Below are 22,662 nucleotides of genomic sequence, written 5' to 3'. Positions count from 1 at the left end.
GATCCGGGCGCCCAAGAGCGCAGTGTCTGCACTGCTGCGCCATTCCACCCTATACAAAATGCGAGGTCAAAGCGTGGTGCGCCCGAGGAGGTGCAACGGCGGCCGTAGAGTGTGGGACGGCGGCGGCCTCGTGATCATCGAGAAAGGAGGTAAGCGTATGAAATCAACATTTGGACTTTTTGAAATCTATTACAGAAAGGAGAGCTCGTTTAACAAACTTGCCCGCATTCTTTCCAAAAATGCGGAAACAGCGATCTACGAGGCAAAGAACATATTCAAGGAAAGGCTTTCTGATTTGAGTGAGGATGATCTTTTCTGCAAGCCTGTACCCTTGGACATCGTTACTTTAAAAATAAAAAACCCCGCGTAGGGGCGTGGAGATATGAAAAAAACAATTCTTATGTTAAGGGTAACGCATTGAGAAGTAGGAATCAAGAGGGGGAGGGGGAGCCGCATGGGCACATTACTTTTCGATGAGCAGCCGCTTGTGATCCAGCCGTCATTGGCGAAGCTGATCGGACTGAACGAAGCCATATTCCTGCAGCAGGTTCATTACTGGCTCCAGAAAAGCACGCACAATCATGACGGGCGCAGATGGGTCTACAACACATATCAGGGCTGGCAGGAGCAGTTTCCCTTCTGGTCGGCTAACACAATTCGTCGAATCATCGAAAAACTGGAACAGGCAGGGGTGCTGCTCTGCGGTAACTACAACCAGAGCAAGATCGACAAAACTAAATGGTACTCTATCGACTATGCCAAATTGGAGGAACTGACGACTGTCCAATCTGGGCAAATAGACTGTAAAAAATCACAGTCGACTGCTCAAAATGGGCAGATGGACAGCCCAGAATGGGCAGATGGACAGCCCAGAATGGGCAGACCAATACCAGAGATTACTACAGAGACTACTACAGAGATAAAAGAGGAGGAGGAAGAAGCGCGCGTGGACAAGCCCAACCCATTTGTTAGCTACGAGGAGAACATCGGTGTGATTTCACCGGTGATCGCTCAAGACATTACCCACTGGCTGGACGGCAACTTTTTCGACGAGCCGGAACTAATCGTTATCGAAGCCATTAAGATCGCAGTTCGCAATGGCGCCCGAAAGTGGAACTATGCGAACAAGACCCTGATCGATTGGGCAGACCGCAAACTTCGGACATTGCGGCAAGTCCAAGCGTATACCCTGGAGTACGAGCAACAGAAAGGAGAAGGCCGGAATGCGAAAAGCCGTAAACTCGGCGGACGAACTGATCCAGATGTTTCAAGACCTTCAATCACGGGCGGTAAAGTCGGGTGGATCGGAAAAGAAGACGTATAGCTGCTTGAAGTGCCAGGACAAGGAAGGGTACATCACCCACGATGATAACGGGTACGAACGATGGACTTTCTGCGAGTGTCACCAGCAAAAGCGTGTGGATCGGTTATTCAAGTCGAGTCAGATCACGGGTAACTTCCAGAAGCTCGGCTTCCGAACCTTCAAACGCGAAGAGCGACCGGCCATCATCCAGTCAGCGTACAACTGCGCTTATACATACTACAAAGATTTCGACATCATCAAGGAAAAGCGGCAGAACAGTATTGCTTTGTTGGGAGAGCCGGGAGCGGGCAAAACCCATTTGCTTATGGCGATCGCCAATAACTTGCTGAAGCGGGGTGTGGGGGTAAGCTACTTCCCATGGGTCGAAGGTTTCAACGAGATGAAAGACAACCTCGACCACCTGGAGACACGTATTAATCGGCTGCAGCGAGTACCGGTCCTGTTCATCGACGACTTATACAAGGGGCGAAAAGAGCCGACCGACTTCCAGATTGAGCAACTATTCGCAATCGTCAATTACCGTTACCTTCACAACCTTCCGCTGATGATCTCCTCCGAATACGACATCGATCAGCTGTGTGGGTTTGACAAAGCAATTGGTTCCCGGATCTTTGAGATGGCTCGAGACTATACCGTGATTCTACGCGGGGACGGTTTAAACTACCGCATCAGCGGGGGAGCGGCCTCCTGATGGCAAGAAAAAAGCATCCGGAAGAAAAGCGGGAAACCCCGTTAAATGAGCTGCCTGGTCGCTGTAAAAACTGCGCAAATGGGACGTTCACTCTGCATCTGCACGAAAAGATTTTGTATCGGGAATGCATCTGCTGCGGTGAAGTCTTTGACGTCGATCATATGATTTTGAAGCGCAAAGGAGATGAGCAATTAGCATGGAAGCCAGCCTAATAAAGCCTCTGTCTCAGGAAGAAGTCGAGGCGATACAAGCATTGTTGGCACCGGACGTACATCCTCTTAAAAAAGCGTTTTTCCTGGCAAACAATTATGTTCCGCGCATGCTCATGGAGAGGGAATATCTGATCCAGGCACTGCTAAGCACGCAATGCGGCCAAAGGGCGATGAGTGAGTTTCTCTTGCACATGGAAGTTAACGAGTCGCTTCGGGAAGATAACCGGCAACTACGTGAGCAGCTGGCAGTATACAACCAACACCGAATCAGTGATGCGGTATGAATGACAGGATCAACTCATGCGAGGAGGGCATCAAGCTATGGAATTGATCAGACAAGTGCTGATGCAAAAACTTATTTCTCAAGGGATTCTGGAAGTCGGCGGGAAGCCGGTGGAAGATGTATCCGTAATGGAGCTGCAGGACGGATGGCACCGATTTGAACTGATGAAACAGGATGAACGCGTTGATCGGGGAGGGTAAAGCATGAGTAAGATGACGGCAAATGAGTACACCATCGGAGTAACAGGTATTACAAATCGGCACAACTTGAAAAGTAGCCCTCCCGGTGAGGTCATCACCTACTATCTCAGCGAAGAAGAGAGGCTGCAGTTAATAGAAAAGTACGGCCCGATCTTGCGGAAAAAAGCGCAGCGCACAATGCTGAAGAAAACGGTCGAGCCACAGATCACGAGAGAGCAATATCTTGCGTATAAGCGCCAGGGAATACGCGACGACGAGCTACTCAAGCTACGAATCCCCGGCTTGACATGTCAAAAGCTTGTAAGGTTGAAAACGCGCTGGGGGTTGCACGAGAAGAATGCTGTTCGTAAAGAATTAGCTGGTAAGTAACGTGGTCTGAAATCAATCAGGGTACTTGAGACCATGCCCGCCGAACAGCTCACGGACATGATTGTATACCCGAACATGCATGTCAGGGAATACGAAAGCAACTTCGCCGGGGGTCAACTGCAACCGATCGGAAGACTGCTCAATGACGAACGGTATCTCCATAGAGGCAAGGGCATCTTTCAGGTACCCGGCCTCCGACCATGGAACTGCGTAATAAAATGACTTTTCCATACGATCACGCTCCTTTGTGACCAGTATCCCACATGGTGTTAGGACAAAAAAAGGTGATCAGGATGAACTATGTTGAGCCCATACGTTACGAGCGAAAGCTTAATCAGATGAAAGCGTTGCTGATGAAACAGTCGCACAGTGACCACTTCCTCCTTGTGCTTGGCATCAACACCGGTCTACGTATTTCAGACCTATTACGCTTGAGAGTCGGAGACGTACGGGGGAAAAGTCACATCATGATCACAGAGAAGAAGACGGGTAAGCGTAAAAGGTTCAAGATCAACGACAAGCTTAGGAAGCAGATCGACAAATATACCGCAGGCATGAGGGAAGATGATTACCTATTTGCCTCAAAGAAGCGGCCGCAGCCAATCACCCGGGTCCGAGCTTACCAAATTATCAATGGAGCGGCGCGGAAGGTAGGACTGAGTGAGATAGGTACGCACACGCTTAGGAAGACGTTCGGATATCACTTTTACCAGCGGACAAAGGACGTTGCCACGCTGCAGATGATCTTTAACCACTCCCATCCAAGTATTACGCTACGGTACATCGGGATCAACCAAGATTTGATGGACGAAGCGGTGGACAACTTTAGCTTGTAGCGGGAGCGGGACTACACAATCACTCAATGGGGGAACTGATCAATGGGGATTCCGGTACCGAAGAGAAGTACAGAAATGGCTTCAATGGGATCTGGCCCACTTCACGTTACTACTCTCGATAGGCTGGATCCTCAGACACGGGAAGAACTGATTCGAAAATACAACCTGAAACCGAGAGAGGAGAATAAATACATGGAGCCAGCAGAAGTATTGCGAGAGAAAAACGTTACGTTGGAGTTGACCAGAGAACGGTACCTGGAACACAAACAAGCCGGCATGGCGGATTCGGAAATTCGCAAGAAATACGGATTCAAGTTTCCAAATGATCTGACGAACTGGAAGAAGAAAAACGGGTTGGAAGGCTATCGTGTTAATGTTCTCCCAGAGCAACGAATCCACATTCATGAACCGCAGCATACAAATGTCCAAAAAAACGATCAGCAGCAGGAATCTCTGCAGGAGCATCCTGCCCCCGAGGAGCAACCAGCGGAAACTCATCTGTCGCCATTACGAAAATCAATAATTGAGCTGCTGCAGGCCGGAAAAACGGTAGTGGAAGCGAAGGAAGAAGCGTTTCGGCTGGTTAATGTCCTTGAAGCGATGGAGTTCGGATGGCAGATCGGCGGGAAGGCCGGGAAGTATTGGGTTTCTCTGATCGAGGTGTAAGGGGCTTATAACATAATGTGCAATGTGGTAAGAGGGGGATAATCGCATGAACGATCCAGAAGTTTTTGCAGAACCATGTGCGATATGCCGGACAAAGAAAGCGACTCGACTATGTGACTACATTACGGAATATCATCGCAGTCCTGTATTCTTTCGAGACTATCAGATGTTCACCGAAAGTCAGCATCGCGGCAATGACCAGACCTGTGATTTGCCTTTGTGCGTGGAGTGTCGGCACGAAATTAACGGTGCCGATCTTTGCCCCTATCATTTCAAATTGCAACAACAAGCGGAATTACCCGAACACCTACGAAAGGCACAAATGAGAAGCAAAGCAAGGTTATATCGATTAAGTTCAACGGATGGAAGGGGATGACGGCATGCTGCAGGAGCACCAACGAAAAATTGATCGGTTTCTTGCGATGAATCGGGAAGTCATCCGGCAAAAGCATGTAGAAGCCCTGCTTGAGGGTTTGAAGAACGGACAGCTATCCGAGAAGGACATTATCCAGTACACAAGCATAACGCCGGAGCAGCTTGTGGAGTTGATGCAATCATGAGGCAGATGTCCATTGATGATTTTTTATCCAACTCATTCCCAGATCAAAAAGTGGTTAACCGAATGAACGCTCTCTTTAGCGGATGGGAAGTAGTCGGATACGTTCAAACCTATAGCTGGGGAGACAAAGAGGATTATTCGGTGATGATATGGAACGGCGAACGGTATCACCTTGTAACCGTAAAGCTCTGTAACGACGGTAAGGACTATATAAGTTACGTCGAGCGTGATGATTTCGAGCCGTCCTGGTTCGATCCCCGAAGAGGTCGGGAATGGATTTGGGGCTCTGCCGAACACATAAACGGGGTCATGGAGTCGGCGGTAAAGAACATCGGGAGATTTGAGCGGCTATTTTATCTCTTTCATTCCGGTGGCAATAAACGGAGGTTGGGTTAATATGCGAGATCGCCATAAAATCGGTTTACCGTCCGAACAGCAGGAAGAATATATCTTGCTCAAGACTGAGCCTTACAAGAGCTACTACGGCTGGAAGGAAGGAGACAGACTGAAACGAATCTCCATTTGGCTTTCAGGTAACGGCTGCGGGGTGCGACAAGCTTATTTTGAGTCAACTGATCAACCAGGGAGAGACGGAATTGCTTGGGAAGATCATGTAAAGCCGGTGCTCGGGCAGATGGAAATCGAACTTCAACAAACTGTGTAGGGAGGTAAGGGGATGAAAAAAGTAAAGGTAACCGATCCGAGAAGCCCATACTTTGGGCAAGAACTTGAAGGGTACTGCTGGTATTACGACTATTTGCACACAGGAGATAGTCCCGATTTGTACATCGTGAAAACCCCAGAAGGGAAAAAGCAATTGCTGTCTACCCAAATTGACGAGAAGCATTACGAAGCCCAGGAGCTTGCAGAAGAAATTGAACGGCTGGGCGCAAACGTGGGAGATACAGTCATGATTTTGCGGACCGGATCTGGCAGCTCAGTAGCAGGATTCAGCACCAAGGTGCCGCATGTGATCTCACACATTTCTTCCTCAGGTACGGTTACTTTTGACAATGGAGCCGCAACGATGTTCCGGCCGGATGTAGAGCGCGTGATTTAACACTGTAATTAGGAAGGAAAGACATGCCGATTTAGTTATTCAGATGAGGAGGGGGAGCAGTGGCGGGGAAAAAGCAGTACGGATCCGCGGAAACATACGAGGGTAAACTCGCCCGTGTCATGGAACGGTTTGGTGTAAAAGATTACAACTTCAACTGGGACCGATTCGGCTGCTGGATCGAGTTTCGATATAAAGGGCAACTGTATCGTTTTGAGCACAGCGTTGAGAAGGCCAAGTCAAAAGGGATTGAACTACGTTACGGCTCAGACGCTTTCGCGCAGCTCGTTTTAGCTCTGGAGGATCTGGCTCGGATGGTTGAACGCGGTATTTACGACCTCGGAACTTGGGTTGAGGGAATGAAGTTTTTACCACCGGTAGTAGAAGTGCCGTCATTCTTCAAGTTCTTAGGGTTTGAACGAATACCAAGCGATCTGGCTGAAGTGATGGACCGTTATCGAACGCTTGCGAAACAGCTGCACCCAGACACAGGTGGGAGCCAGGAGGATTTCATCCAGTTGCAAAAAGCGGTCGAACAGGCGAAGAAGTACTTGGCGGATCGGAATTTTACAAAATAGTTAGGGAGGGAATAACCGTGAGAACTGAAGCACTGAACGGCTTGAAAAAGGGTGACCGGGTTGCACACGTCAAACGCAATCGTAGTGCTTGGAAGCATTTGAACAACGGTCTCGTCACGGACGTATTTTTGAGCGGGAAATCCGTTTATGTGAAGTGGTTTGATGATAACGGAAAGTCATCTCACTGGGTACCGTACAACTGCGACGCAGTGGAGAAGATCGAATAGGGAGGAAAACCGCATGGAAGTCATGAAGTCGATGTACAACCTTGCGACCATGCTTCAACTGCAAAGATTCAGCACCGCGCAAGAAAAACTCACACAAATGGAGGTCGAGCGTTTCCTAACATCCGAAGGGATTCGCTTCGAACGAGAAAAGCACCTCTCCGATCGAGACATCCCGGATTTTCTGATTCAAACTCAATTTGGTAACGTTGTTCTGGAAGTTAAGACGCGATGCGCTCGCAAGGCGATATACCGCCAACTTGAAAGGTACGCTGGGCATCAAGTGGTCAACGGTTTGATTCTCCTGACAGGAACAAGCATGGGATTGCCGCCTGAGATCAACGGAAAGCCATCCATCGTGGCTTCGCTAGGAGCGGGGTGGCTATGACCAAAACATACGGAAAACTAGCATTGGTAAATAACAAGTGGGAAATGCGCGACATTCCGCCGCACATTGCCATAAGGCTCAAACAGTTATTCCCGCGTATACCGAAATGGCAAACGGGTACGTACACCTTCCCAAATGATAAGAGTCATTGCGCTGATCTGTCGTGGTTCACCATCCGATATCCGATGCAAATGTCTGATGAAGATCGAAAGGTAATGGAGGGCGGTCGAATCCAGTTTGAGCGTGACCAGGAGCAAATGGAAGCCATCATGCGGCCGAATTTTGTTCCTCCGTCCCGGGCAGGATTGCGACCGGGCCAGCAGATCAGACAGTATCAAGCACAGGCCATTGAACTATGCCTCACTCGACACTCTCTACTACTTGGGGATGATGTTGGGCTTGGCAAAACCTACACAGCAGCGGGCATGCTGCTGGAAGGCACGGCCCTCCCAGCGGCCGTGGTTATGCAAACTCACCTGCAGGGTCAATGGCAAGAAAAAATCGAGGGATTTACTACTTTGAAGGTCCACAAAATCAAGGGAACCAGGCCGTATGACTTGCCTGCAGCAGACATCTACCTGTTCAAGTACAGTCAGCTTCTAGGTTGGATCGACACGTTTGGGGATGGGTTTTTTAAAACCGTTGTTTTTGACGAGATACAGGAACTGAGAACCGGAACAGATAGCGGAAAAGGCCAGGCGGCACGTCGATTATCTGAAGCGGCAACATATCGCCTCGGGCTGTCAGCGACCCCCATCTATAACTATGGGGTCGAGATATGGAATATCATGCAATTCATCGAGCCCGACGTCCTCGGAACATTCGAAGAGTTTCTACGGGAATGGTGCGTTGGAGGTCGAACTGTTCGGGATCCTGATGCCCTGGGGACTTTCCTTCGGGAGCAAAACGTCATGCTTCGCCGGACAAAACGAGAAGTAGGGCAGCAAATGCCACCTCTCAACGTGATTGTTGAACATGTAGAACCAGACAACCAGACGCTCAAATCCGTAGAAGACTTGGCACGGCAACTCGCCGTCAAGGCCACATTCGGCTCATTTACAGAACGCGGCCAGGCTGGTAGGGAACTGGATCTACTCATGAGGCATGCAACAGGCGTCAGCAAAGCGAGAGGAGTTTCCAGGTACGCCAAGTTGCTTTTGGAGGCAGAGATACCGGTAATACTGATGGGCTGGCACCGGGATGTCTACGAGATATGGCTTGAGGAACTAGCGGAGTATCAGCCTGCCATGTATACGGGAAGCGAAAGCGAGCGGCAAAAAGCTGAATCAGTCCGGAGGTTCGTGGAAGGAGAAACCAATCTGTTCATTATGTCACTTCGGAGTGGTGCAGGGCTTGACGGACTGCAATATCGTTGCTCAACTGTCGTCTTTGGTGAGCTGGATTGGTCTCCGAAGGTCCACGAGCAAATCATTGGCCGTCTTAATCGGGAAGGACAGCAGGAACAGATCACAGCTATCTATTTGAACACTGACGAGGGTAGCGATCCTCCGATGGTCGAGATACTCGGAATCAAAGCGTCACAGTCCAAGGGAATTATTGATCCGGGGCAACAGCTTGAAGCCAAGCATTCGGATAAGAGTCGCATTCAAGCACTGGCCGCGCGCTACTTGACAAAGGTGGAGCAATCGCGAATAGCCGTGGAAGCAGCGGCAATTTGACAAAACGGTAATTATGTTAAGCGGGAGGGCGGTAGCGGTGAAGGTAGGGACATGGACAATTTGGTCCGATGTTGATTTGCGGCGATGGATGATCGGCGGTTATTTCAACCGCAGATGCGGATGGTTCCATGTTTACGTCGGTCCGATCACAATTCACGTATATGCTGACGATGCCATACCGTTTTGAAATTAACACAACATTACTTATGATAAGGAGGGGAAACAGGTTGAAAGCCATCACAATACACCAGCCGTGGGCGACTCTAATCGCCCTCGGTGAAAAGCAATTTGAAACGCGCAGCTGGGCAACGAAGTACAGAGGACAGTTGGCAATTCATGCTGCCAAGAAAATTGACCGGGAAGCCTGTGAATCGGAGCCTTTTCGATCAGTGTTAGAAAAACACGGATACACTGCCGACAATCTACCGACAGGAGCGGTCATAGGAATAGGCAAGCTGGCTGATTGCCTTGGAGTCGGAATGAGTGATGGCGAGCATAGATCTATGGCGGGAGATACAGGCATTCACTGGATACCAGTAAAAAGCAATGAATATCACTTCGGATGGTATGGTGTGGGGCGCTATGCCTGGGAATTAACGGACGTTAAGCAGATCGAACCATTTCCAGCAAAAGGGCAACAAGGATTATGGAATTGGAGGGGAGACGAATTTCTCAGCGTTGTTTAACATGACAAATTGGAGGGATGGGGCGGCGTGCTTGAACAATATATCGGTTACGAATGGTCCATGTACTGCGTTTTCTATCTTCTCGGACTGGCAACGGCAGCACTAGGATGTGTTATTGGAACGGCTATATCTGCGAATAAAAAAACGTTAAAAAGAAAGCCCCCAAAAGGGAGCCAATGGTAATACTTCGCCAAGAAAATTATACCACGGGCTTGCCTGAAGGGGGAGCGAAGATGAGCACACAATTATCGTTTCTGCCGAAGATCGACCGAAAAGAGACACAGAGAAGGGTTGAGGAAGCCCTGGAGACAGCAAGAATTTACAAACAGATCGGCTTCGTTCGCCGGGAGAACAGTAACACACCTTCCTATGAGCCGCGGTTCCATGGAGCAACCAATAAGACCAGCGCACCAACAGAGAGCTGCGCAACTTGGAACGCGGGTAAAGAAGAACATCTGCGGAATCTTACCGAGCGGGTGGAGCGGGCTGTCGGCCGCCTGGACAAGAAAGAGCGCGAACTTATTCAGAAGAGGTATCTCACTGAAGCGGACGCCCTTGATTACATCGTATGTGGAGAGATTGGAATGAGCAAACGGACGTATGAACGTGTGAAGGGACGAGCCTTTTACAAGCTGGCATTTATGTTGAGGTTAGAATCGGTTGTTGAGGATAAAACATCCGCTTCATAAGTGGCGGGAGAATGGCGGATTATTGGCGGAATGTTGGCGCGCCATTTGCATTTGTATAGTTTAAGATGATAGTAACGTGCAATGGAGTTAGCCACTCGGGAATTGAACCGGGCGGCTCTTTTTTATGGAGGCATGCATGAAACTGGTAAAAATCACATTTCCAACAAAGGAATGGGAAGACTGCGTGCTCGCATTCCGCGAGAAGCAGAAGCGTCAGTATCAACGCAAACTGGAGGCGCAGCGAACGGGGAATACCATGCGAGGTTAAGGCTCCGGCCACTCGCTCCCCGTTCCGTGCATCTCATATTCGATACGCCAATCCTGGTTGATGCATGATTACTACCGCATGCAGCAGCTAATACCCGTCACCTCCTCGGGCAACCGCGACCGCAGCGGCGAAAGGGTTGGATCGCGGCGGAGGCCCCTGCCGAAGGAAGTGGGGAGATTAGTCAAAATTTAACAGGGATTCCCTCCATTTTACCGAATTGTGTAGGTATAAGGGAGGTGAGACCATGACATCGGATCAAAGGAATGAGTATAGGCTTAGTTTGCTTAAAGACCTATATGACGAACATTTTAAGCATGGAGGGAGCGCTATAACTGTCAAAGTCGAAAAAGATGGAAAAATTGACCAAGAACTTGTTACAGCCTTGCAGTACCTTGATGACAAACGATTATTAGATTCCAAGATATTGCATCGAGGGGCTTATCAAGCTCGAATTACAGCCTATGGAATTGACCTAATTGAAACTGGTGGAAATCTTCGATAAAGCACCCACGTGGTGCTTTTTCTATTTCAAGGAGGTGATCCCCATGTTGCGTCACCAGCATGGGCAGTGAAGAGTCGCCGATAAGTCGGAATAGGAGGGAGGACGGTGATTATGATTGAATGCAGTCGAGCCGATTCGTGATGTTCTGGTCATCGAGTCAATCCTGAAAGACCTCAAGGAAACCAACCCGAAGTACCATGCTTTGTTTCTTGTTGGCATCCATACCGGCCTAAGGATATCGGATATACTCCGGCTACGAGTAAAGGATATACGTGCCGGTGAAATCAGAATCAGACAACAGAAAAATAAGAAGTGGGTTACGTTGCCGGTTCTACCCGACCTGCGAAGAGGGATAGCCGAATACATTTCCGACAAAGACGACAACGATTGGCTATTCGGAAGCCGCCAAAGAAAGCTGAAGTTGAAAGTGAAAAGAGAGCTGGATCGTAGCACCGTTTACAAGATGCTGAACAAAGTCTGTCGCAAATATGGACTCACATCAGTCGGCTGCCATACTACCAGGAAAACGTTCGGCTATCACTTATACATGGCCAGCGAAAAGAACATCGGGCTTCTCATGGAGATATTTGGCCACAGCGATCCATCGATCACCTTACGATACATCGGTATCACGCAAGACACCATCAACAAAGCTGTGCTCAAACTCAGGTACACCAGTTAACCATAAATAGACGGTGTGGAACTCGTTTTCAGAAAACAGAGAGAACCCATGACACTACTGGAAAATTTCAATTTGCCTGAGTGCAACAAAATATAAGATATGGAGAACTCATGTTTGGGAAATTAAACTCAGTACAGTGAAACGAACAGAAAAGCAGCGCAAACCCTTGTGGCTGTAGGGGTTAAAGGGCATGACGACGCGTATAGCCAAACGTGAGTAAGTAAGGTGAATTGTGTTTGAATAAGACACAATTCTGACAATCACGGGTCCTTCTGGCGGCTATTTTTCATGCGGGTCTGGCGAGCCCCGAAATTTCGCTAGGCACAATTTTTTTTTCGTAACTTCGTTTCAAAATTCATTGCTTTGTATAAAAATTCAAAAGGGCCAAAACGAGCTTAAGGCCTTGATATTATTGGGGTTTTTCGTGTTTTCAAAATGCAAAAAATGGGGGTGAATTTCAGCTTATGCAAAGCGGAAACGGACACGAAAGCGAAATCGTTTTTTCAGCGAAACAGCTGTCTGAAATTCTAAATCTCACCCCTAGAAGAATTCAGCAACTGGCAGAAGAAGGCATTATGGTTAAGGCATCTCGGGGCAAATACAAAGCAATTGATAGTATCCAACGATATATCCAGTTGCTTCAGGAGAAAAAGGGGGATTCAGACGAGGTCGACTATTTCACTGAACGAGCGCTGCACGAAAAAGCAAAAAGGGAAAAGGCTGAATTGGCACTTGCCGTCATGAAAGGCGATCTCCACCGGTCAAAAGACGTAGAGATGGTCATGAACGATATGATTGCTGCCTTTCGTGCGCGAATCCTGGCTATACCGACCAAATTGGCACCTCAAATGCAGGGGTTGAAAGAGCTGGCGGCGATCCGCGATCTATTGACTCGTGAAATGATCGAGGCGCTAACTGAGTTATCAGAGTACGACCCGCAGGTCTTCTATGCAAAGAGTGAGGACTATGTGGAGTTGAACGATGATGAAGATCGAGACTAAAACCTTAAAACTCTTTCGCGGGATCGCCAAACTGGCTGCTCCGCCTCCACAACTGAAAGTATCTGAATGGGCAGACCTTTACCGCCGACTATCATCCGAATCATCCGCAGAGCCAGGACAATGGAGAACAGATCGAGCTCCTTATCAGCGAGAAATACTAAATGCCGTAAATGAGTCAAACGTGGAGGTAGTCGTCGTCAAATCTTCCGCCCAAGTGGGAAAAACAGAGCTTTTGCTCAATACCATCGGCTATTACATGGACTACGATCCGGCCCCGATTATGTTGGTACAGCCCACATTGGAGATGGCACAGGCGTTTTCGAAAGACCGTTTGGCTCCCATGCTCCGCGATACGCCAGCACTAAGAGGGAAAGTAAGTGATGTCAAAAGCAAGGATAGCGGTAACACCATGCTTCACAAAACTTTTCCTGGCGGGCATATCACAATGGTAGGGGCAAACTCACCATCCGGCTTGGCAAGTAGGCCGATCCGTATACTTTTGGCTGATGAGGTTGACCGTTATCCCGCAACAGCCGGTACCGAGGGTGACCCTTTGACACTAGCAGAAAAGCGGACAACGACTTTCTGGAATCGAAAAAAAATCTATGTTTCAACTCCGACTGTAAAAGGTGTAAGTCGTATCGAGATGGCCTACGAGAATTCCACCCAGGAGCAGTGGTGTTTACCTTGCCCGAATTGCGACGAGTACCAGCCTTTGGAGTGGGGGAGGATTCACTTTGAGGATGCCACCATGGAATGTAAATACTGTGGATTACGGTTCGATGAATTTACCTGGAAAGCTAGACAGCTGGAAGGGAAGTGGATTGCACGGGCAGAGCATCCAAAGGTGCGCGGTTTTCATCTGAATGAGTTGGCTTCACCGTGGAAGCGTTGGACGACTATCATCGAGGAGTTCCAGGAGGCCAACAAACAAGCTAAAGCTGGAAACACGGAACTACTTAAAGCATGGGTCAATACGACTCTCGGCGAAACATGGGAAGAAAAAGGTGAGGGAGTCGAAAGCGACACGCTGCTGAAACGAAGGGAACATTACGGCTGCGAAGTTCCGGATGGTGTCCTGGTTTTAACCTGCGGTGTTGACGTTCAGGATAACCGTTTGGAATATGAAATCGTCGGATGGGGAGTCGAACAGGAGTCGTGGGGTATTCAATACGGTGTAATCATGGGTGATCCCGGGCAAAACCATGTTTGGCAGATGCTTGATGCCGTCCTGGAGAAAAGGTACGAGCGGAAAGATGGTCAGATGCTTCAAATTATGACTACTTGCATTGACTCTGGCGGTCACTTCACCAAAGAAGTCTATAAATTTTGCAAGCAGCGTGAATTTAAAAGGGTTTGGGCGATAAAAGGCCAGGGCGGAAGTGGTGTTTCTTATATCCAACGCCCTAAACGGCGAAACGATGCCGGTGTTTGGTTATTTCATATCGCTGTTGACGTCGGGAAAGATACCCTGGCTTCAAGGTTGCAAGTAGCCTTTGAAGGACCAGGGTACTGTCATTTTCCTACCGATCCAGACAAGGGATATGATGCTGCTTATTTTGAAGGGCTCACTTCCGAGCAACGAAAGATACGGTATACCAAGGGAAGAGCGACGATTCATTGGGAAAAACGGTATTCTGGGGCCAGAAACGAACCCTTTGACCTGCGGAACTATGCAACAGCTGCTTATGAAATTCTTAATCCACCAATTGACGCTCTTAAGAAGCAACTTGAAAACGGACGACCTGAATCTACGAAACCAATCGAAACGAGTCTATCGAAAAAGCGCACCGGAGTTGCGCACAAAGGCATACAAATTTGAGAAAGGACGGGAACTAAATGTCTGCTCGTCTTGATACACTTCGTACCCGCCTCCAGCAATATATCGACTGTGAAGCGGCAATTTTATCGGGCGCTCAGGAGTATACGATCGGTTCCCGACGTTTGACTCGCGCCAACCTCAAAGAAATAACTGACATGATCCGTTACTTGGAGAAAGAAGTCAACAACGAGGAGGCAAAAGCAAATGGTTGGGCACGTAACCGGGTGATCGGCGTAATTCCGCGTGACCTGTAAGGGGGTGATGAATAAATCATGAATTTATTAGATCGGACAATTGCTTATTTTTCGCCGGCTGCGGCTGCTCGCAGGGTGGCTGCAAGAAAAATGCTCGACATCGTAAATTCCGGTTATGACGAAGGCGGCGCATCTCATAGCAAAAAAAGTATGCGCGGATGGACGGCGATCGCCGGTAGCCCGAAAGACGATATTGACTTGAATCTTCCAACGTTGCGGGCGCGCTCACGGGACTTGTTCATGAATGCACCACTCGGAACCGCGGCGTTGCGGACATCGAAAACGAATGTCATCGGCCCCGGACTCAAACTGAAACCTCGTATCGATGCGAAGTTTTTAGGGATTAGCGAGGAGCAAGCGGACGAATGGGAGCAGAAAGTCGAGCGAGAATTTCTGTTGTGGGCCGAAAGTAAACACTGCGATGCGCTGCGGATGAATGATTTTTACGACCTGCAGGCCATTGCCTTTTTAGGGTGTCTCTTGAACGGAGATGCCTTTGCTATTTTCAAGCGGGCAAAGCGGGAAACATGGATGCCCTATTCGCTTCGACTTCACCTGATAGAGGCCGACCGCATTTCAACGCCCTGGGCGAGCATGACGATTGGCGCTGGGGTGGAAGGGAAAAACCCGGACAACGGTAATGCAATTGTGTCGGGAGTCGAAATTGATAATGTCGGAACTACAGTTGGCTATTGGGTGGCGAATGTATACCCGATCACTACTGGATTGGATTCCGCAAAGCCAAGAGAATGGGTGCGAATCGAGGCATTCGGTAGCAAAACTGGACGTCCCAATATCTTGCACCTTATCGATGCTGAACGTGCCGAACAACGACGTGGAGTTCCGTATTTGGCACCAGTGATCGAGTCACTTAAACAAATCACCCGGTACACCGAAGCGGAACTGATGGCTTCGGTGGTGGCTGGCATGTTCACGATTTTTGTAAAATCGCAGGGACCATCAAGTGAAAATCCGTTTGGCAGCATGATTCCGGAAGAACAGAAGGTCGCTCACTCAGAACCAACTGTTTACGAAATGGGGCCGGGCGCGATTAACGTCTTGGAACCAGGCGAAGAGATCGAGGTCGCAAACCCTGGCCGGCCAAACAGCCAATTTGACGCCTTTGTGAGTGCGCTTTGCCGGTATATCGGGGCAGCTCTGGAGATCCCACAGGAGCTGCTTCAAAAATCGTTCCAATCCAGCTATAGCGCGTCACGAGCAGCGTTACTCGAGGCTTGGAAGATGTTTCGTGTTCGTCGCGCCTGGATGGCCAAAGAGTTTTGCCAACCGGTGTATGAGGAGTGGTTAGCCGAGGCCGTCGCTATCGGGCGGGTAAAGGCGCCAGGATTTTTTGTAGATCCAACGATTCGTCGCGCATGGTCGAAAGCGGAGTGGAACGGTCCGGCTCCAGGTCAAGTGGATCCACTGAAAGAGGTTTCAGCTGCAGAGAAACGGATCTCCCTTGGACTGTCTACCCGAGAGCGCGAGACGATCGAATTGACCGGAGGCGACTTTGACCAAAATATCAAGCAATTATCAAGGGAGGTTCAGCTGATGAAAGAGTCCGGGTTGACCATTCAGCAAACCGAAGAGGGAAAGGGGGTGAATACAGGAAATGAAGACGAGGATGAAACAAACACCCACCGTTGATAAGTTTTGGCAAATCAAAAACATCAGCGAAGAGGAAGGGGAATTGATTCTTTACGGTCCCATCGCCTCGACAAAACCATGGTGGAGTGACGGAGCCGAGGGGATTTATCCGAAACAGTTTGCAGAAGATCTGAAGGCGCTCGGGACCATCAAGAAGTTAACGGTTCGCCTGAACTCAAGCGGTGGCGACGTGTTTGCAGCGAACGCGATTTACACCCAGCTGAAGAGCCACGCAGCAAACGTCACGGTCATCATCGACGGCGTGGCCGCGAGTGCAGCGACGATCATTGCCATGGCGGGTGACACCATCAAAGCTCCATCCAATGCCCTGCTGATGATTCACGACCCGATGTTCGTCTTGTACGGCTATTACAACACGAAGGACATGGAGAAGATGTCGAGCGTACTGGATACAGTTAAGGAAAGCATCCTGAACGCTTACGTCAACAAAACTGGCCGGGATCGGGCAGAGCTGTCCGAAATGATGAGCAATGAAACGTGGATGACGGCCGAGGAGGCTAAGGAAGAAGGGTTTGTCGATGAAATTATGTTTGACGAAGATGTAGAGGCGACCGCAACCAATGATGGTCGCTTTCTTGTTGTCAATTCCATTGCACATGACCTGAGCTTTTTCCAATCGCGTCCGATGCCAACCAAACGTGCACCATTGAGTACCTCATCCCACATACCGGCAGTGCCAAAAATTGAAAACGCCAAACCAAAGGAGGAACTACAGTTGGAAATCAAAAATCTGGATGACTTGAAAAAACGCTTTCCAGACCTTTGCAACCAATTGGAAGAGGAGGCTCAAACGAAAGAGCGTGAGCGTATAAAAGCAATCGATGAAATCTCAGCGACAATCGATAGCTCTCTGGTGGCAAAGGCCAAATACGAAACCCCCATGACTGCACAAAACTTGGCGTTCGAAGCCCTGAAAGCCGATGCGGCAAAAGGGCGGCAATACAACGAAAGCCGCGAAGAAGAACTGAAGAACGCTTGCGTTGATGACGTTGGTACGAAACCTTTGGAAAACACCCCGAAGGAAGTAGAAAACGCAATATTGGATGTCATCGCTGCTGCGGCTAACCAAAAACGAAACAAGGAGGCTGGACGCTAATGGACAACCTGTACACCCAACAAGCTGATTCGGTTTCTTATGACAACCTTTTCAGTATGCCGAGTGTAGACATTCAAATCAAATCCGTCACTTTGAAATCCGGACAGGGCGTTCTGAAACGTGGTACCGTGCTTGGTATTATTACTGCTTCAGGGTTGGCCGTAAAGGTGGATAGCGGTCAAACGGACGGTAGCCAAACGTCAAATTGCATCTTGACGGACGATGTCGATACTACGTCTGGAAACGTAGTTGCGACAGCTTACAGCGCTGGAACATTCAACCGTTCTGCCCTGATCTTTGGCGGCACAGATACGGCGGCCATACATGAGACGAGACTTCGTGAGCTTGGCATCTTCCTGAAAGACAATATTCCTTACTAAGCAAAGGGGGATTTATCGTGAACCTGAACATTTACCGTACACAAACGCTTCTGGCGGCTATTCAAAAAATGCTGCCATTGAACACCTTTTTCCGCAAAACATTCTTCCCTGGCTTCCAAACCTTTGTGACGGAAGAAGTTCTGCTGGATTTCAAAAAGGGCAAACGAAAAATGGCTCCGTTCGTAGCGCCCCGCGTTGGAGGTATTACCATGGATCGTCAAGGGTACCGTACAGACAAATACGCTGCGCCAAAGATTGCTCCGCAGCGACAAATTACCGTTGACGATTTGGTCATTCGCGGGATGGGAGAGAATATTTTTAGTCAACGAACACCAGAAGCTCGACAAGCAGAACTTCTTGGTCGCGATATGAACGAACTTGATGAGATGATCACCCGCCGGGAAGAGTGGATGATCCGCGAGTTGCTGATCAATGGCAAAATCACCATGAAGGGATATATCGACAGGAACAACACCAACTACGTTGAGCAAACCTTGGATTACGGTTTCACCAACAAAGAAATCCTTTCTGGTGCCGCACTCTGGGATGCAGGAACATCCACGAAACTTGCTGATCTCAAACGGTGGAGACTGGAAGTTATTCAAAAATCCGGACGAGCTCCAACGATGGTCATCTTTGGGCAGGATGCTGCTGATGAATTCTTGAAGGATGCAGACGTGCAAGAGAAACTGAAACAGTTTAACTCGAACTTAATCACGCTGAATCCGGTGGTTAAGGACGACGCCCTGACGTTTATAGGCCGTCTGAATGAACTGGGTCTGGACTTATATACGTATAACGATTGGTACTTGGATGACGACGGCACCGAGTACCCGATGATTCCTAATGATCACGTAATCTTGGCGCGTCCGAATATGGGTGAATTCCTGTATGGGGCTGTTACCCAACTTGATGGAGGCCAATTTGTTACCTACGAAGGAACACGGATCCCGAAATCGTGGGCCGACGATGAAAACGAACAACGCCTGCTGCGGATTAGTAGTCGACCGGTTCCAAAACCGGAAGATGTAGACGACTGGTTCGTCGCCAAAGTTCTGTAACGGGGTGAACGAATATGGCGGTAGTCGTTAAGAAATTTAGAGTAAACACCGGGCATGGCATTTACTTGCCCGGTGAACTCATTTCGGACCTTGATGAGAAAACCGAGAAGCAGCTGGTCGATGCCGGTCATTGTGAGTTTGTGCAAGGGCATGCGGTAGCACCAGGAAATACCCAACCGGCTCCTGTCAAAGCCGATCTCCTCACTATTGAGCAATTTACGGCACTAAAAGCATCCGAACAGAAAACAATCCTCCAAAGATTCGGGATAGAGTCTGGTTCCAACGAAGAACAACGCGTCCAACAGTACACGCAGTGGTATGAGCAACAAGCAAGCGGCGGTGAAGCGGACGAAAATGGTCCGAATACCGGCATGTCGGTATGAGTTTCAAGGATGAGATCCAAAAAGACCTCGGCGTATTCATCAACATGGATGAGTTTGCCGAGGTCCATAACGTCAACGGCCAAGACATTCCGGTGTTGATTGACGCGGACCTGTTGAAAGGTAGGCAGCGCATGCCTGCAGATTTGTACCACGCGGCTGCTGGGGTGTTCATTGAACAAATAACGGTGTATGCTCGCTTGTCTGATCTGGGCGAGCGCCCCGTTATAGGGCAACGCCTATACCTGGACGATGAATTGTACCTTGTCGCCAACTGCAATGAGCAGATGGGGATTCTGGAAATCACCCTGGAGGCGAATCGGTCATGATTGAACTAAACGTCGAGCAGATTGACCAGGCAGAACGCATGCTGGGGCATATTCCTGGAGCAGCGCCGAAGGCCATGGCGAATGCCATTAACCGTGCGGCAGATTCGGCGAGAACCGAAGCAGCAAGAAAAGTCAGGGAGACTTACTACATCACCCACAAGGATGTCATCAACACCATCAAAATCTATCGGGCGACGTCTTCCGATCCCTCTGCGATGGTATTGTCTCGCGGGTCGGTAATGGCTCTACCGAAATTCCGTGTCACACCGAAACGACCGCAACCGAAACGAAAGGCTGCGGTCGTTGTTCGTGTGAAACGTGGTGAGGGTGGCCCGATCAAAAAGGCGTTTGTGGCGAGGATGAAAAGCGGACACATCGGCGTGTTCAAACGCGCAGGCAAGTCCCGTTTCCCAATTGACCAGATGTACGGTCCTTCCGTTCCTCAGATGCTGGGGGCCCCGAGGGTGTCCGCGTGGGTGGAAGAAAAAGCTGCCGATCGGTTAGATCAACGTCTCGATCATGAAATAAAACGGATTCTGGAGGCCAAAGAATGACGCCAAATCTTTTGGTGGACGAACTGATCAAGTTCATCGAACCGGTTGTCGCCAATTTTGACCTTGAGTCGAATGTGAAGGGGATCAGAAAGTCTCCACAGGTGATTGGTGGCTATCTGGAAGAGAAGAAGCCACAGCAAAGGCAGGAGACGCCGGATTTCCCTTATGTGATCGTTCGATACCTGGAAGATGATGACACCGACGAAAGCAACATTGCCAGCGTGCGGATCATCGCCGGCACATACAGCGAGGATGAGCAAAACGGCTGGCGTGATTGCATGAACGTTGTCACTCGTATCAAACAAGCCTTGCTGGAACAACCGATCATCGGGGAAAGATTTCGTGTCCAAAAGCCGATGAAAACACAGCTTCCAGAGGAGCAGCCCTTCCCTGAATGGATGGCGCTTTTGACTGTGCAGGTTGTGATTCCGCAAACGGAAGAAGAAGGAGGCTACCTGAAAGATGTCTTCGGTTAAAAAAACGAGTAAGAAACCAACAGCAGAACAAGCCGGGTCGCTCATTTACTGCGGACCAAACCTGCCGAATGGCCTGCTGAATCAGTTCACGGTGTACCGTGGTGGCTTGCCAAAACACCTTGAGCAGAAATTTGAAGACTGCCCTGCTGCAAAGCAGTTGTTTGTGCCGGTTGAATCCCTTTCGGAAACCTTGCAGGCCATCAACACTGCGGGATCAGCGGAAAGTGTTTGGTACAACGAAGTGAAAAAGCACTTTTATGGAGGTGTTAAGTAGTGACCTATCAACATGGTGCATCCGTTAATGAGGTTCCTACCTCAGTCCTTCCTCCTGTCAAAACGAGCGCCGGACTCCCCGTTGTCTTTGGTACAGCGCCAATCAACCTAGCGGAGACACAGGACAATGTGAACAAACCAGTCCTGGTCTACACATACCAAGAGGCGGTGAAAGCACTCGGCTACTCTGATGATTGGGAGAGCTTCACACTTTGCGAGTTTATGAAGTCGCACTTCCGACTGTTCAAAATAGCTCCGGTGGTGTTCGTGAACGTGCTGGACCCGGAGACAGATAAAAATACCGTTACCGACAGCGTCATTCCTTTGACCAACAAGGTCGCAAAGATCACTCAGCAGGGTGTTCTTCTGAATACGCTGGTGGTGAAACTCGATTCTGCCGGACAGCCATTGACTAAGGGTACCGACTATACCGCGTCTTTTGATGATTCGGGCAACGTGATCATTACAGCGCTAACTGGCGGCGCGATCCCAGGCGGTCAGGCCAACTTGACTGTCACCTATGATCATCTTGACCCGTCTGACGTCACCAGCGCAGATATTATCGGCGGTGTGGACGGAACGACCGGGAAAGCTACAGGATTGGAACTCATCAATCAGGTGTTCCCACTATTCCGTCTTGTGCCCGGTCAAATCTTAGCGCCAGGGTGGAGCCATAACCCTGCAGTCGCAGCCGTGATGAAAGCCAAAGCAGGTAACATCAACGGTCTGTTCAAAGCGATCGCCGTCACCGATGCAGATTCTTCTGCAGCGGATCTTTACACAGATGTTCCTTCGTGGAAAAACACAAACAACTACACCGATTCTCTGCAAGTCGTCTGCTGGCCAAAGGTTCCTCTTGGTGAGGAAATTTATCACCTGTCTACGCAGTTTGCAGGTGTAACGTGCAAAACGGACGCAGAAAACGATGACATTCCATTTGTAAGCCCGTCCAATAAAAGCCTGCAAGCGACCGGGGCAGTAAACGGAGCAGAGGAAGAGGTTTCTCTGGGGCCAGATCAGGCCAATTATCTGAATGGCGAAGGCATCGTAACAGCGCTGAATCATATTGGCGGTTGGAAGCTTTGGGGGAACCGGACAGCAGCATATCCGGGCAATACGGACGTGAAGGACTCCTTCATCCCTGTGCGTCGGATGTTCAACTGGATCGGTAACACCATCATCCTTACCTATTGGCAATACGTCGACAATCCAACGAACAAGCGACTGATCGATACAGTCGTCGACAGTTTGAACATCTGGCTGAATGGGTTGACAGCAAGGGGAGCTCTCCTGGGCGGTCGCGTCGAATTCCGCCAAGAGGAAAACCCTGTAAGCGAACTCTTGAATGGTAAGGTTCGTTTCCATGTTTATCTGACACCGCCGGTACCAGCTGAAGACATGGAATTCACTCTTGAGTTCGACGTCAACTACCTCAGCACACTGTTTGCTGCCTAATAACGGAGGTGAATGAA

36 protein-coding genes are annotated in these 22,662 nt (G+C 49.3%); 35 read left to right on the top strand and 1 reads right to left on the bottom strand.

Translation table 11 applies throughout. From position 1 onward, the window contains the following. Positions 1-157 precede the first annotated feature (157 nt). The 7 genes from ACE99V_RS15280 to ACE99V_RS15250 all read left to right on the top strand — a co-directional run bounded on the left by ACE99V_RS15280 (position 158) and on the right by ACE99V_RS15250 (position 3,079). Complete coding sequence (locus tag ACE99V_RS15280) at positions 158-370, top strand: hypothetical protein (RefSeq protein ID WP_400489378.1); 213 nt, start codon at positions 158-160, stop codon at positions 368-370. 84 nt (positions 371-454) lie between these two features. Next, positions 455-1,324 carry a DnaD domain-containing protein gene (locus ACE99V_RS15275; RefSeq protein ID WP_400489377.1) on the top strand — a complete coding sequence of 290 codons (870 nt, stop codon included), beginning with the start codon at positions 455-457 and terminating at the stop codon, positions 1,322-1,324. Beyond that, positions 1,224-2,015: an ATP-binding protein gene (locus ACE99V_RS15270; protein WP_400489376.1), complete on the top strand. Its 792-nt coding sequence runs from the start codon at positions 1,224-1,226 to the stop codon at positions 2,013-2,015. Before ACE99V_RS15275 ends, ACE99V_RS15270 begins: the two co-directional genes overlap by 101 nt. Beyond that, a complete protein-coding gene (locus ACE99V_RS15265; protein ID WP_400489375.1) occupies positions 2,015-2,227 on the top strand; it encodes a DUF8096 family protein in 213 nt (70 codons plus the stop codon). The genes ACE99V_RS15270 and ACE99V_RS15265 overlap by 1 nt, the downstream gene beginning before the upstream one ends. Next, positions 2,212-2,511, top strand: a complete 300-nt coding sequence (locus tag ACE99V_RS15260; protein ID WP_400489374.1) for a hypothetical protein — start codon at positions 2,212-2,214, stop codon at positions 2,509-2,511. Before ACE99V_RS15265 ends, ACE99V_RS15260 begins: the two co-directional genes overlap by 16 nt. Before the next feature lie 37 nt (positions 2,512-2,548). Beyond that, on the top strand, positions 2,549-2,710 hold the full coding sequence (locus ACE99V_RS15255) for a hypothetical protein (RefSeq protein ID WP_400489373.1): 162 nt from the start codon (positions 2,549-2,551) through the stop codon (positions 2,708-2,710). A gap of 3 nt (positions 2,711-2,713) precedes the next feature. Continuing rightward, positions 2,714-3,079 (top strand): hypothetical protein, encoded by a 366-nt coding sequence (locus tag ACE99V_RS15250; protein WP_400489372.1) that lies wholly within the window; start codon positions 2,714-2,716, stop codon positions 3,077-3,079. Between the two features lie 12 nt (positions 3,080-3,091). On the opposite strand, the gene ACE99V_RS15245 is transcribed toward ACE99V_RS15250, so the two are convergent. Continuing rightward, positions 3,092-3,310 (bottom strand): hypothetical protein, encoded by a 219-nt coding sequence (locus ACE99V_RS15245; protein WP_400489371.1) that lies wholly within the window; start codon positions 3,308-3,310, stop codon positions 3,092-3,094. 62 nt (positions 3,311-3,372) lie between these two features. On the opposite strand from ACE99V_RS15245, the gene ACE99V_RS15240 reads away from it, so the two are divergent. The 28 genes from ACE99V_RS15240 to ACE99V_RS15105 all read left to right on the top strand — a co-directional run bounded on the left by ACE99V_RS15240 (position 3,373) and on the right by ACE99V_RS15105 (position 22,645). After that, a complete protein-coding gene (locus ACE99V_RS15240; protein ID WP_400489370.1) occupies positions 3,373-3,915 on the top strand; it encodes a site-specific integrase in 543 nt (180 codons plus the stop codon). Positions 3,916-4,107: 192 nt separating this feature from the next. Then, positions 4,108-4,581 carry a hypothetical protein gene (locus tag ACE99V_RS15235; protein ID WP_400489369.1) on the top strand — a complete coding sequence of 158 codons (474 nt, stop codon included), beginning with the start codon at positions 4,108-4,110 and terminating at the stop codon, positions 4,579-4,581. Between the two features lie 380 nt (positions 4,582-4,961). After that, positions 4,962-5,141 carry a hypothetical protein gene (locus ACE99V_RS15230; RefSeq protein ID WP_400489368.1) on the top strand — a complete coding sequence of 60 codons (180 nt, stop codon included), beginning with the start codon at positions 4,962-4,964 and terminating at the stop codon, positions 5,139-5,141. A gap of 396 nt (positions 5,142-5,537) precedes the next feature. After that, a complete protein-coding gene (locus ACE99V_RS15225) occupies positions 5,538-5,804 on the top strand; it encodes a hypothetical protein (protein ID WP_400489367.1) in 267 nt (88 codons plus the stop codon). A gap of 12 nt (positions 5,805-5,816) precedes the next feature. Then, positions 5,817-6,200 carry a hypothetical protein gene (locus ACE99V_RS15220; RefSeq protein ID WP_400489366.1) on the top strand — a complete coding sequence of 128 codons (384 nt, stop codon included), beginning with the start codon at positions 5,817-5,819 and terminating at the stop codon, positions 6,198-6,200. Between the two features lie 59 nt (positions 6,201-6,259). Then, positions 6,260-6,775, top strand: coding sequence for a J domain-containing protein (locus ACE99V_RS15215; RefSeq protein WP_400489365.1), 516 nt, complete (start codon positions 6,260-6,262; stop codon positions 6,773-6,775). A 17-nt stretch (positions 6,776-6,792) separates the two neighbouring features. Next, positions 6,793-7,002 (top strand): hypothetical protein, encoded by a 210-nt coding sequence (locus ACE99V_RS15210; protein ID WP_400489364.1) that lies wholly within the window; start codon positions 6,793-6,795, stop codon positions 7,000-7,002. 13 nt (positions 7,003-7,015) lie between these two features. Then, positions 7,016-7,387, top strand: coding sequence for a hypothetical protein (locus ACE99V_RS15205; protein ID WP_400489363.1), 372 nt, complete (start codon positions 7,016-7,018; stop codon positions 7,385-7,387). Further along, positions 7,384-9,066 carry an SNF2-related protein gene (locus ACE99V_RS15200; RefSeq protein ID WP_400489362.1) on the top strand — a complete coding sequence of 561 codons (1,683 nt, stop codon included), beginning with the start codon at positions 7,384-7,386 and terminating at the stop codon, positions 9,064-9,066. The genes ACE99V_RS15205 and ACE99V_RS15200 overlap by 4 nt, the downstream gene beginning before the upstream one ends. Before the next feature lie 37 nt (positions 9,067-9,103). Further along, complete coding sequence (locus ACE99V_RS15195; RefSeq protein ID WP_400489361.1) at positions 9,104-9,253, top strand: hypothetical protein; 150 nt, start codon at positions 9,104-9,106, stop codon at positions 9,251-9,253. Between the two features lie 40 nt (positions 9,254-9,293). Next, positions 9,294-9,752: an ASCH domain-containing protein gene (locus ACE99V_RS15190; RefSeq protein ID WP_400489360.1), complete on the top strand. Its 459-nt coding sequence runs from the start codon at positions 9,294-9,296 to the stop codon at positions 9,750-9,752. A gap of 233 nt (positions 9,753-9,985) precedes the next feature. Beyond that, on the top strand, positions 9,986-10,441 hold the full coding sequence (locus tag ACE99V_RS15185; protein WP_400489359.1) for an ArpU family phage packaging/lysis transcriptional regulator: 456 nt from the start codon (positions 9,986-9,988) through the stop codon (positions 10,439-10,441). A gap of 136 nt (positions 10,442-10,577) precedes the next feature. Then, positions 10,578-10,709: a hypothetical protein gene (locus ACE99V_RS15180; protein ID WP_400489358.1), complete on the top strand. Its 132-nt coding sequence runs from the start codon at positions 10,578-10,580 to the stop codon at positions 10,707-10,709. Positions 10,710-10,953: 244 nt separating this feature from the next. After that, complete coding sequence (locus ACE99V_RS15175; RefSeq protein ID WP_400489357.1) at positions 10,954-11,211, top strand: hypothetical protein; 258 nt, start codon at positions 10,954-10,956, stop codon at positions 11,209-11,211. A gap of 115 nt (positions 11,212-11,326) precedes the next feature. Further along, positions 11,327-11,893: a tyrosine-type recombinase/integrase gene (locus ACE99V_RS15170; protein ID WP_400489356.1), complete on the top strand. Its 567-nt coding sequence runs from the start codon at positions 11,327-11,329 to the stop codon at positions 11,891-11,893. Positions 11,894-12,357: 464 nt separating this feature from the next. After that, positions 12,358-12,894: a hypothetical protein gene (locus ACE99V_RS15165; RefSeq protein WP_400489355.1), complete on the top strand. Its 537-nt coding sequence runs from the start codon at positions 12,358-12,360 to the stop codon at positions 12,892-12,894. After that, complete coding sequence (locus ACE99V_RS15160) at positions 12,875-14,716, top strand: phage terminase large subunit family protein (RefSeq protein ID WP_400489354.1); 1,842 nt, start codon at positions 12,875-12,877, stop codon at positions 14,714-14,716. The genes ACE99V_RS15165 and ACE99V_RS15160 overlap by 20 nt, the downstream gene beginning before the upstream one ends. Positions 14,717-14,733: 17 nt before the next feature. Beyond that, positions 14,734-14,970 carry a DUF6148 family protein gene (locus ACE99V_RS15155; protein WP_400489353.1) on the top strand — a complete coding sequence of 79 codons (237 nt, stop codon included), beginning with the start codon at positions 14,734-14,736 and terminating at the stop codon, positions 14,968-14,970. An 18-nt stretch (positions 14,971-14,988) separates the two neighbouring features. Next, positions 14,989-16,620: a phage portal protein gene (locus ACE99V_RS15150; protein ID WP_400489352.1), complete on the top strand. Its 1,632-nt coding sequence runs from the start codon at positions 14,989-14,991 to the stop codon at positions 16,618-16,620. A 43-nt stretch (positions 16,621-16,663) separates the two neighbouring features. Further along, complete coding sequence (locus tag ACE99V_RS15145) at positions 16,664-17,737, top strand: head maturation protease, ClpP-related (RefSeq protein ID WP_400489351.1); 1,074 nt, start codon at positions 16,664-16,666, stop codon at positions 17,735-17,737. Continuing rightward, positions 17,737-18,117 (top strand): head decoration protein, encoded by a 381-nt coding sequence (locus ACE99V_RS15140; RefSeq protein WP_400489350.1) that lies wholly within the window; start codon positions 17,737-17,739, stop codon positions 18,115-18,117. Before ACE99V_RS15145 ends, ACE99V_RS15140 begins: the two co-directional genes overlap by 1 nt. A 17-nt stretch (positions 18,118-18,134) precedes the next feature. Continuing rightward, positions 18,135-19,178 carry a major capsid protein gene (locus tag ACE99V_RS15135; RefSeq protein WP_400489349.1) on the top strand — a complete coding sequence of 348 codons (1,044 nt, stop codon included), beginning with the start codon at positions 18,135-18,137 and terminating at the stop codon, positions 19,176-19,178. Positions 19,179-19,192: 14 nt separating this feature from the next. Further along, entirely contained in the window at positions 19,193-19,561 is a 369-nt protein-coding gene (locus tag ACE99V_RS15130) for a hypothetical protein (protein ID WP_400489348.1), read from the top strand. Next, positions 19,558-19,887, top strand: coding sequence for a hypothetical protein (locus ACE99V_RS15125; RefSeq protein ID WP_400489347.1), 330 nt, complete (start codon positions 19,558-19,560; stop codon positions 19,885-19,887). Before ACE99V_RS15130 ends, ACE99V_RS15125 begins: the two co-directional genes overlap by 4 nt. Continuing rightward, entirely contained in the window at positions 19,884-20,441 is a 558-nt protein-coding gene (locus ACE99V_RS15120; RefSeq protein ID WP_400489346.1) for a phage tail protein, read from the top strand. The genes ACE99V_RS15125 and ACE99V_RS15120 overlap by 4 nt, the downstream gene beginning before the upstream one ends. Next, positions 20,438-20,917, top strand: coding sequence for a hypothetical protein (locus ACE99V_RS15115; protein ID WP_400489345.1), 480 nt, complete (start codon positions 20,438-20,440; stop codon positions 20,915-20,917). Before ACE99V_RS15120 ends, ACE99V_RS15115 begins: the two co-directional genes overlap by 4 nt. Next, a complete protein-coding gene (locus ACE99V_RS15110) occupies positions 20,904-21,191 on the top strand; it encodes a hypothetical protein (protein WP_400489344.1) in 288 nt (95 codons plus the stop codon). The genes ACE99V_RS15115 and ACE99V_RS15110 overlap by 14 nt, the downstream gene beginning before the upstream one ends. Next, complete coding sequence (locus ACE99V_RS15105) at positions 21,191-22,645, top strand: phage tail sheath family protein (protein WP_400489343.1); 1,455 nt, start codon at positions 21,191-21,193, stop codon at positions 22,643-22,645. Before ACE99V_RS15110 ends, ACE99V_RS15105 begins: the two co-directional genes overlap by 1 nt. Positions 22,646-22,662: the final 17 nt, after the last annotated feature.

Origin of the sequence: Brevibacillus soli, assembly GCF_044759095.2 — a bacterium.
GTDB lineage: Bacteria > Bacillota > Bacilli > Brevibacillales > Brevibacillaceae > JBIYSM02.
The sequence above is the reverse complement of the archived record's forward strand: the minus strand, read 5'-3'. Positions and strand labels throughout refer to the sequence as shown.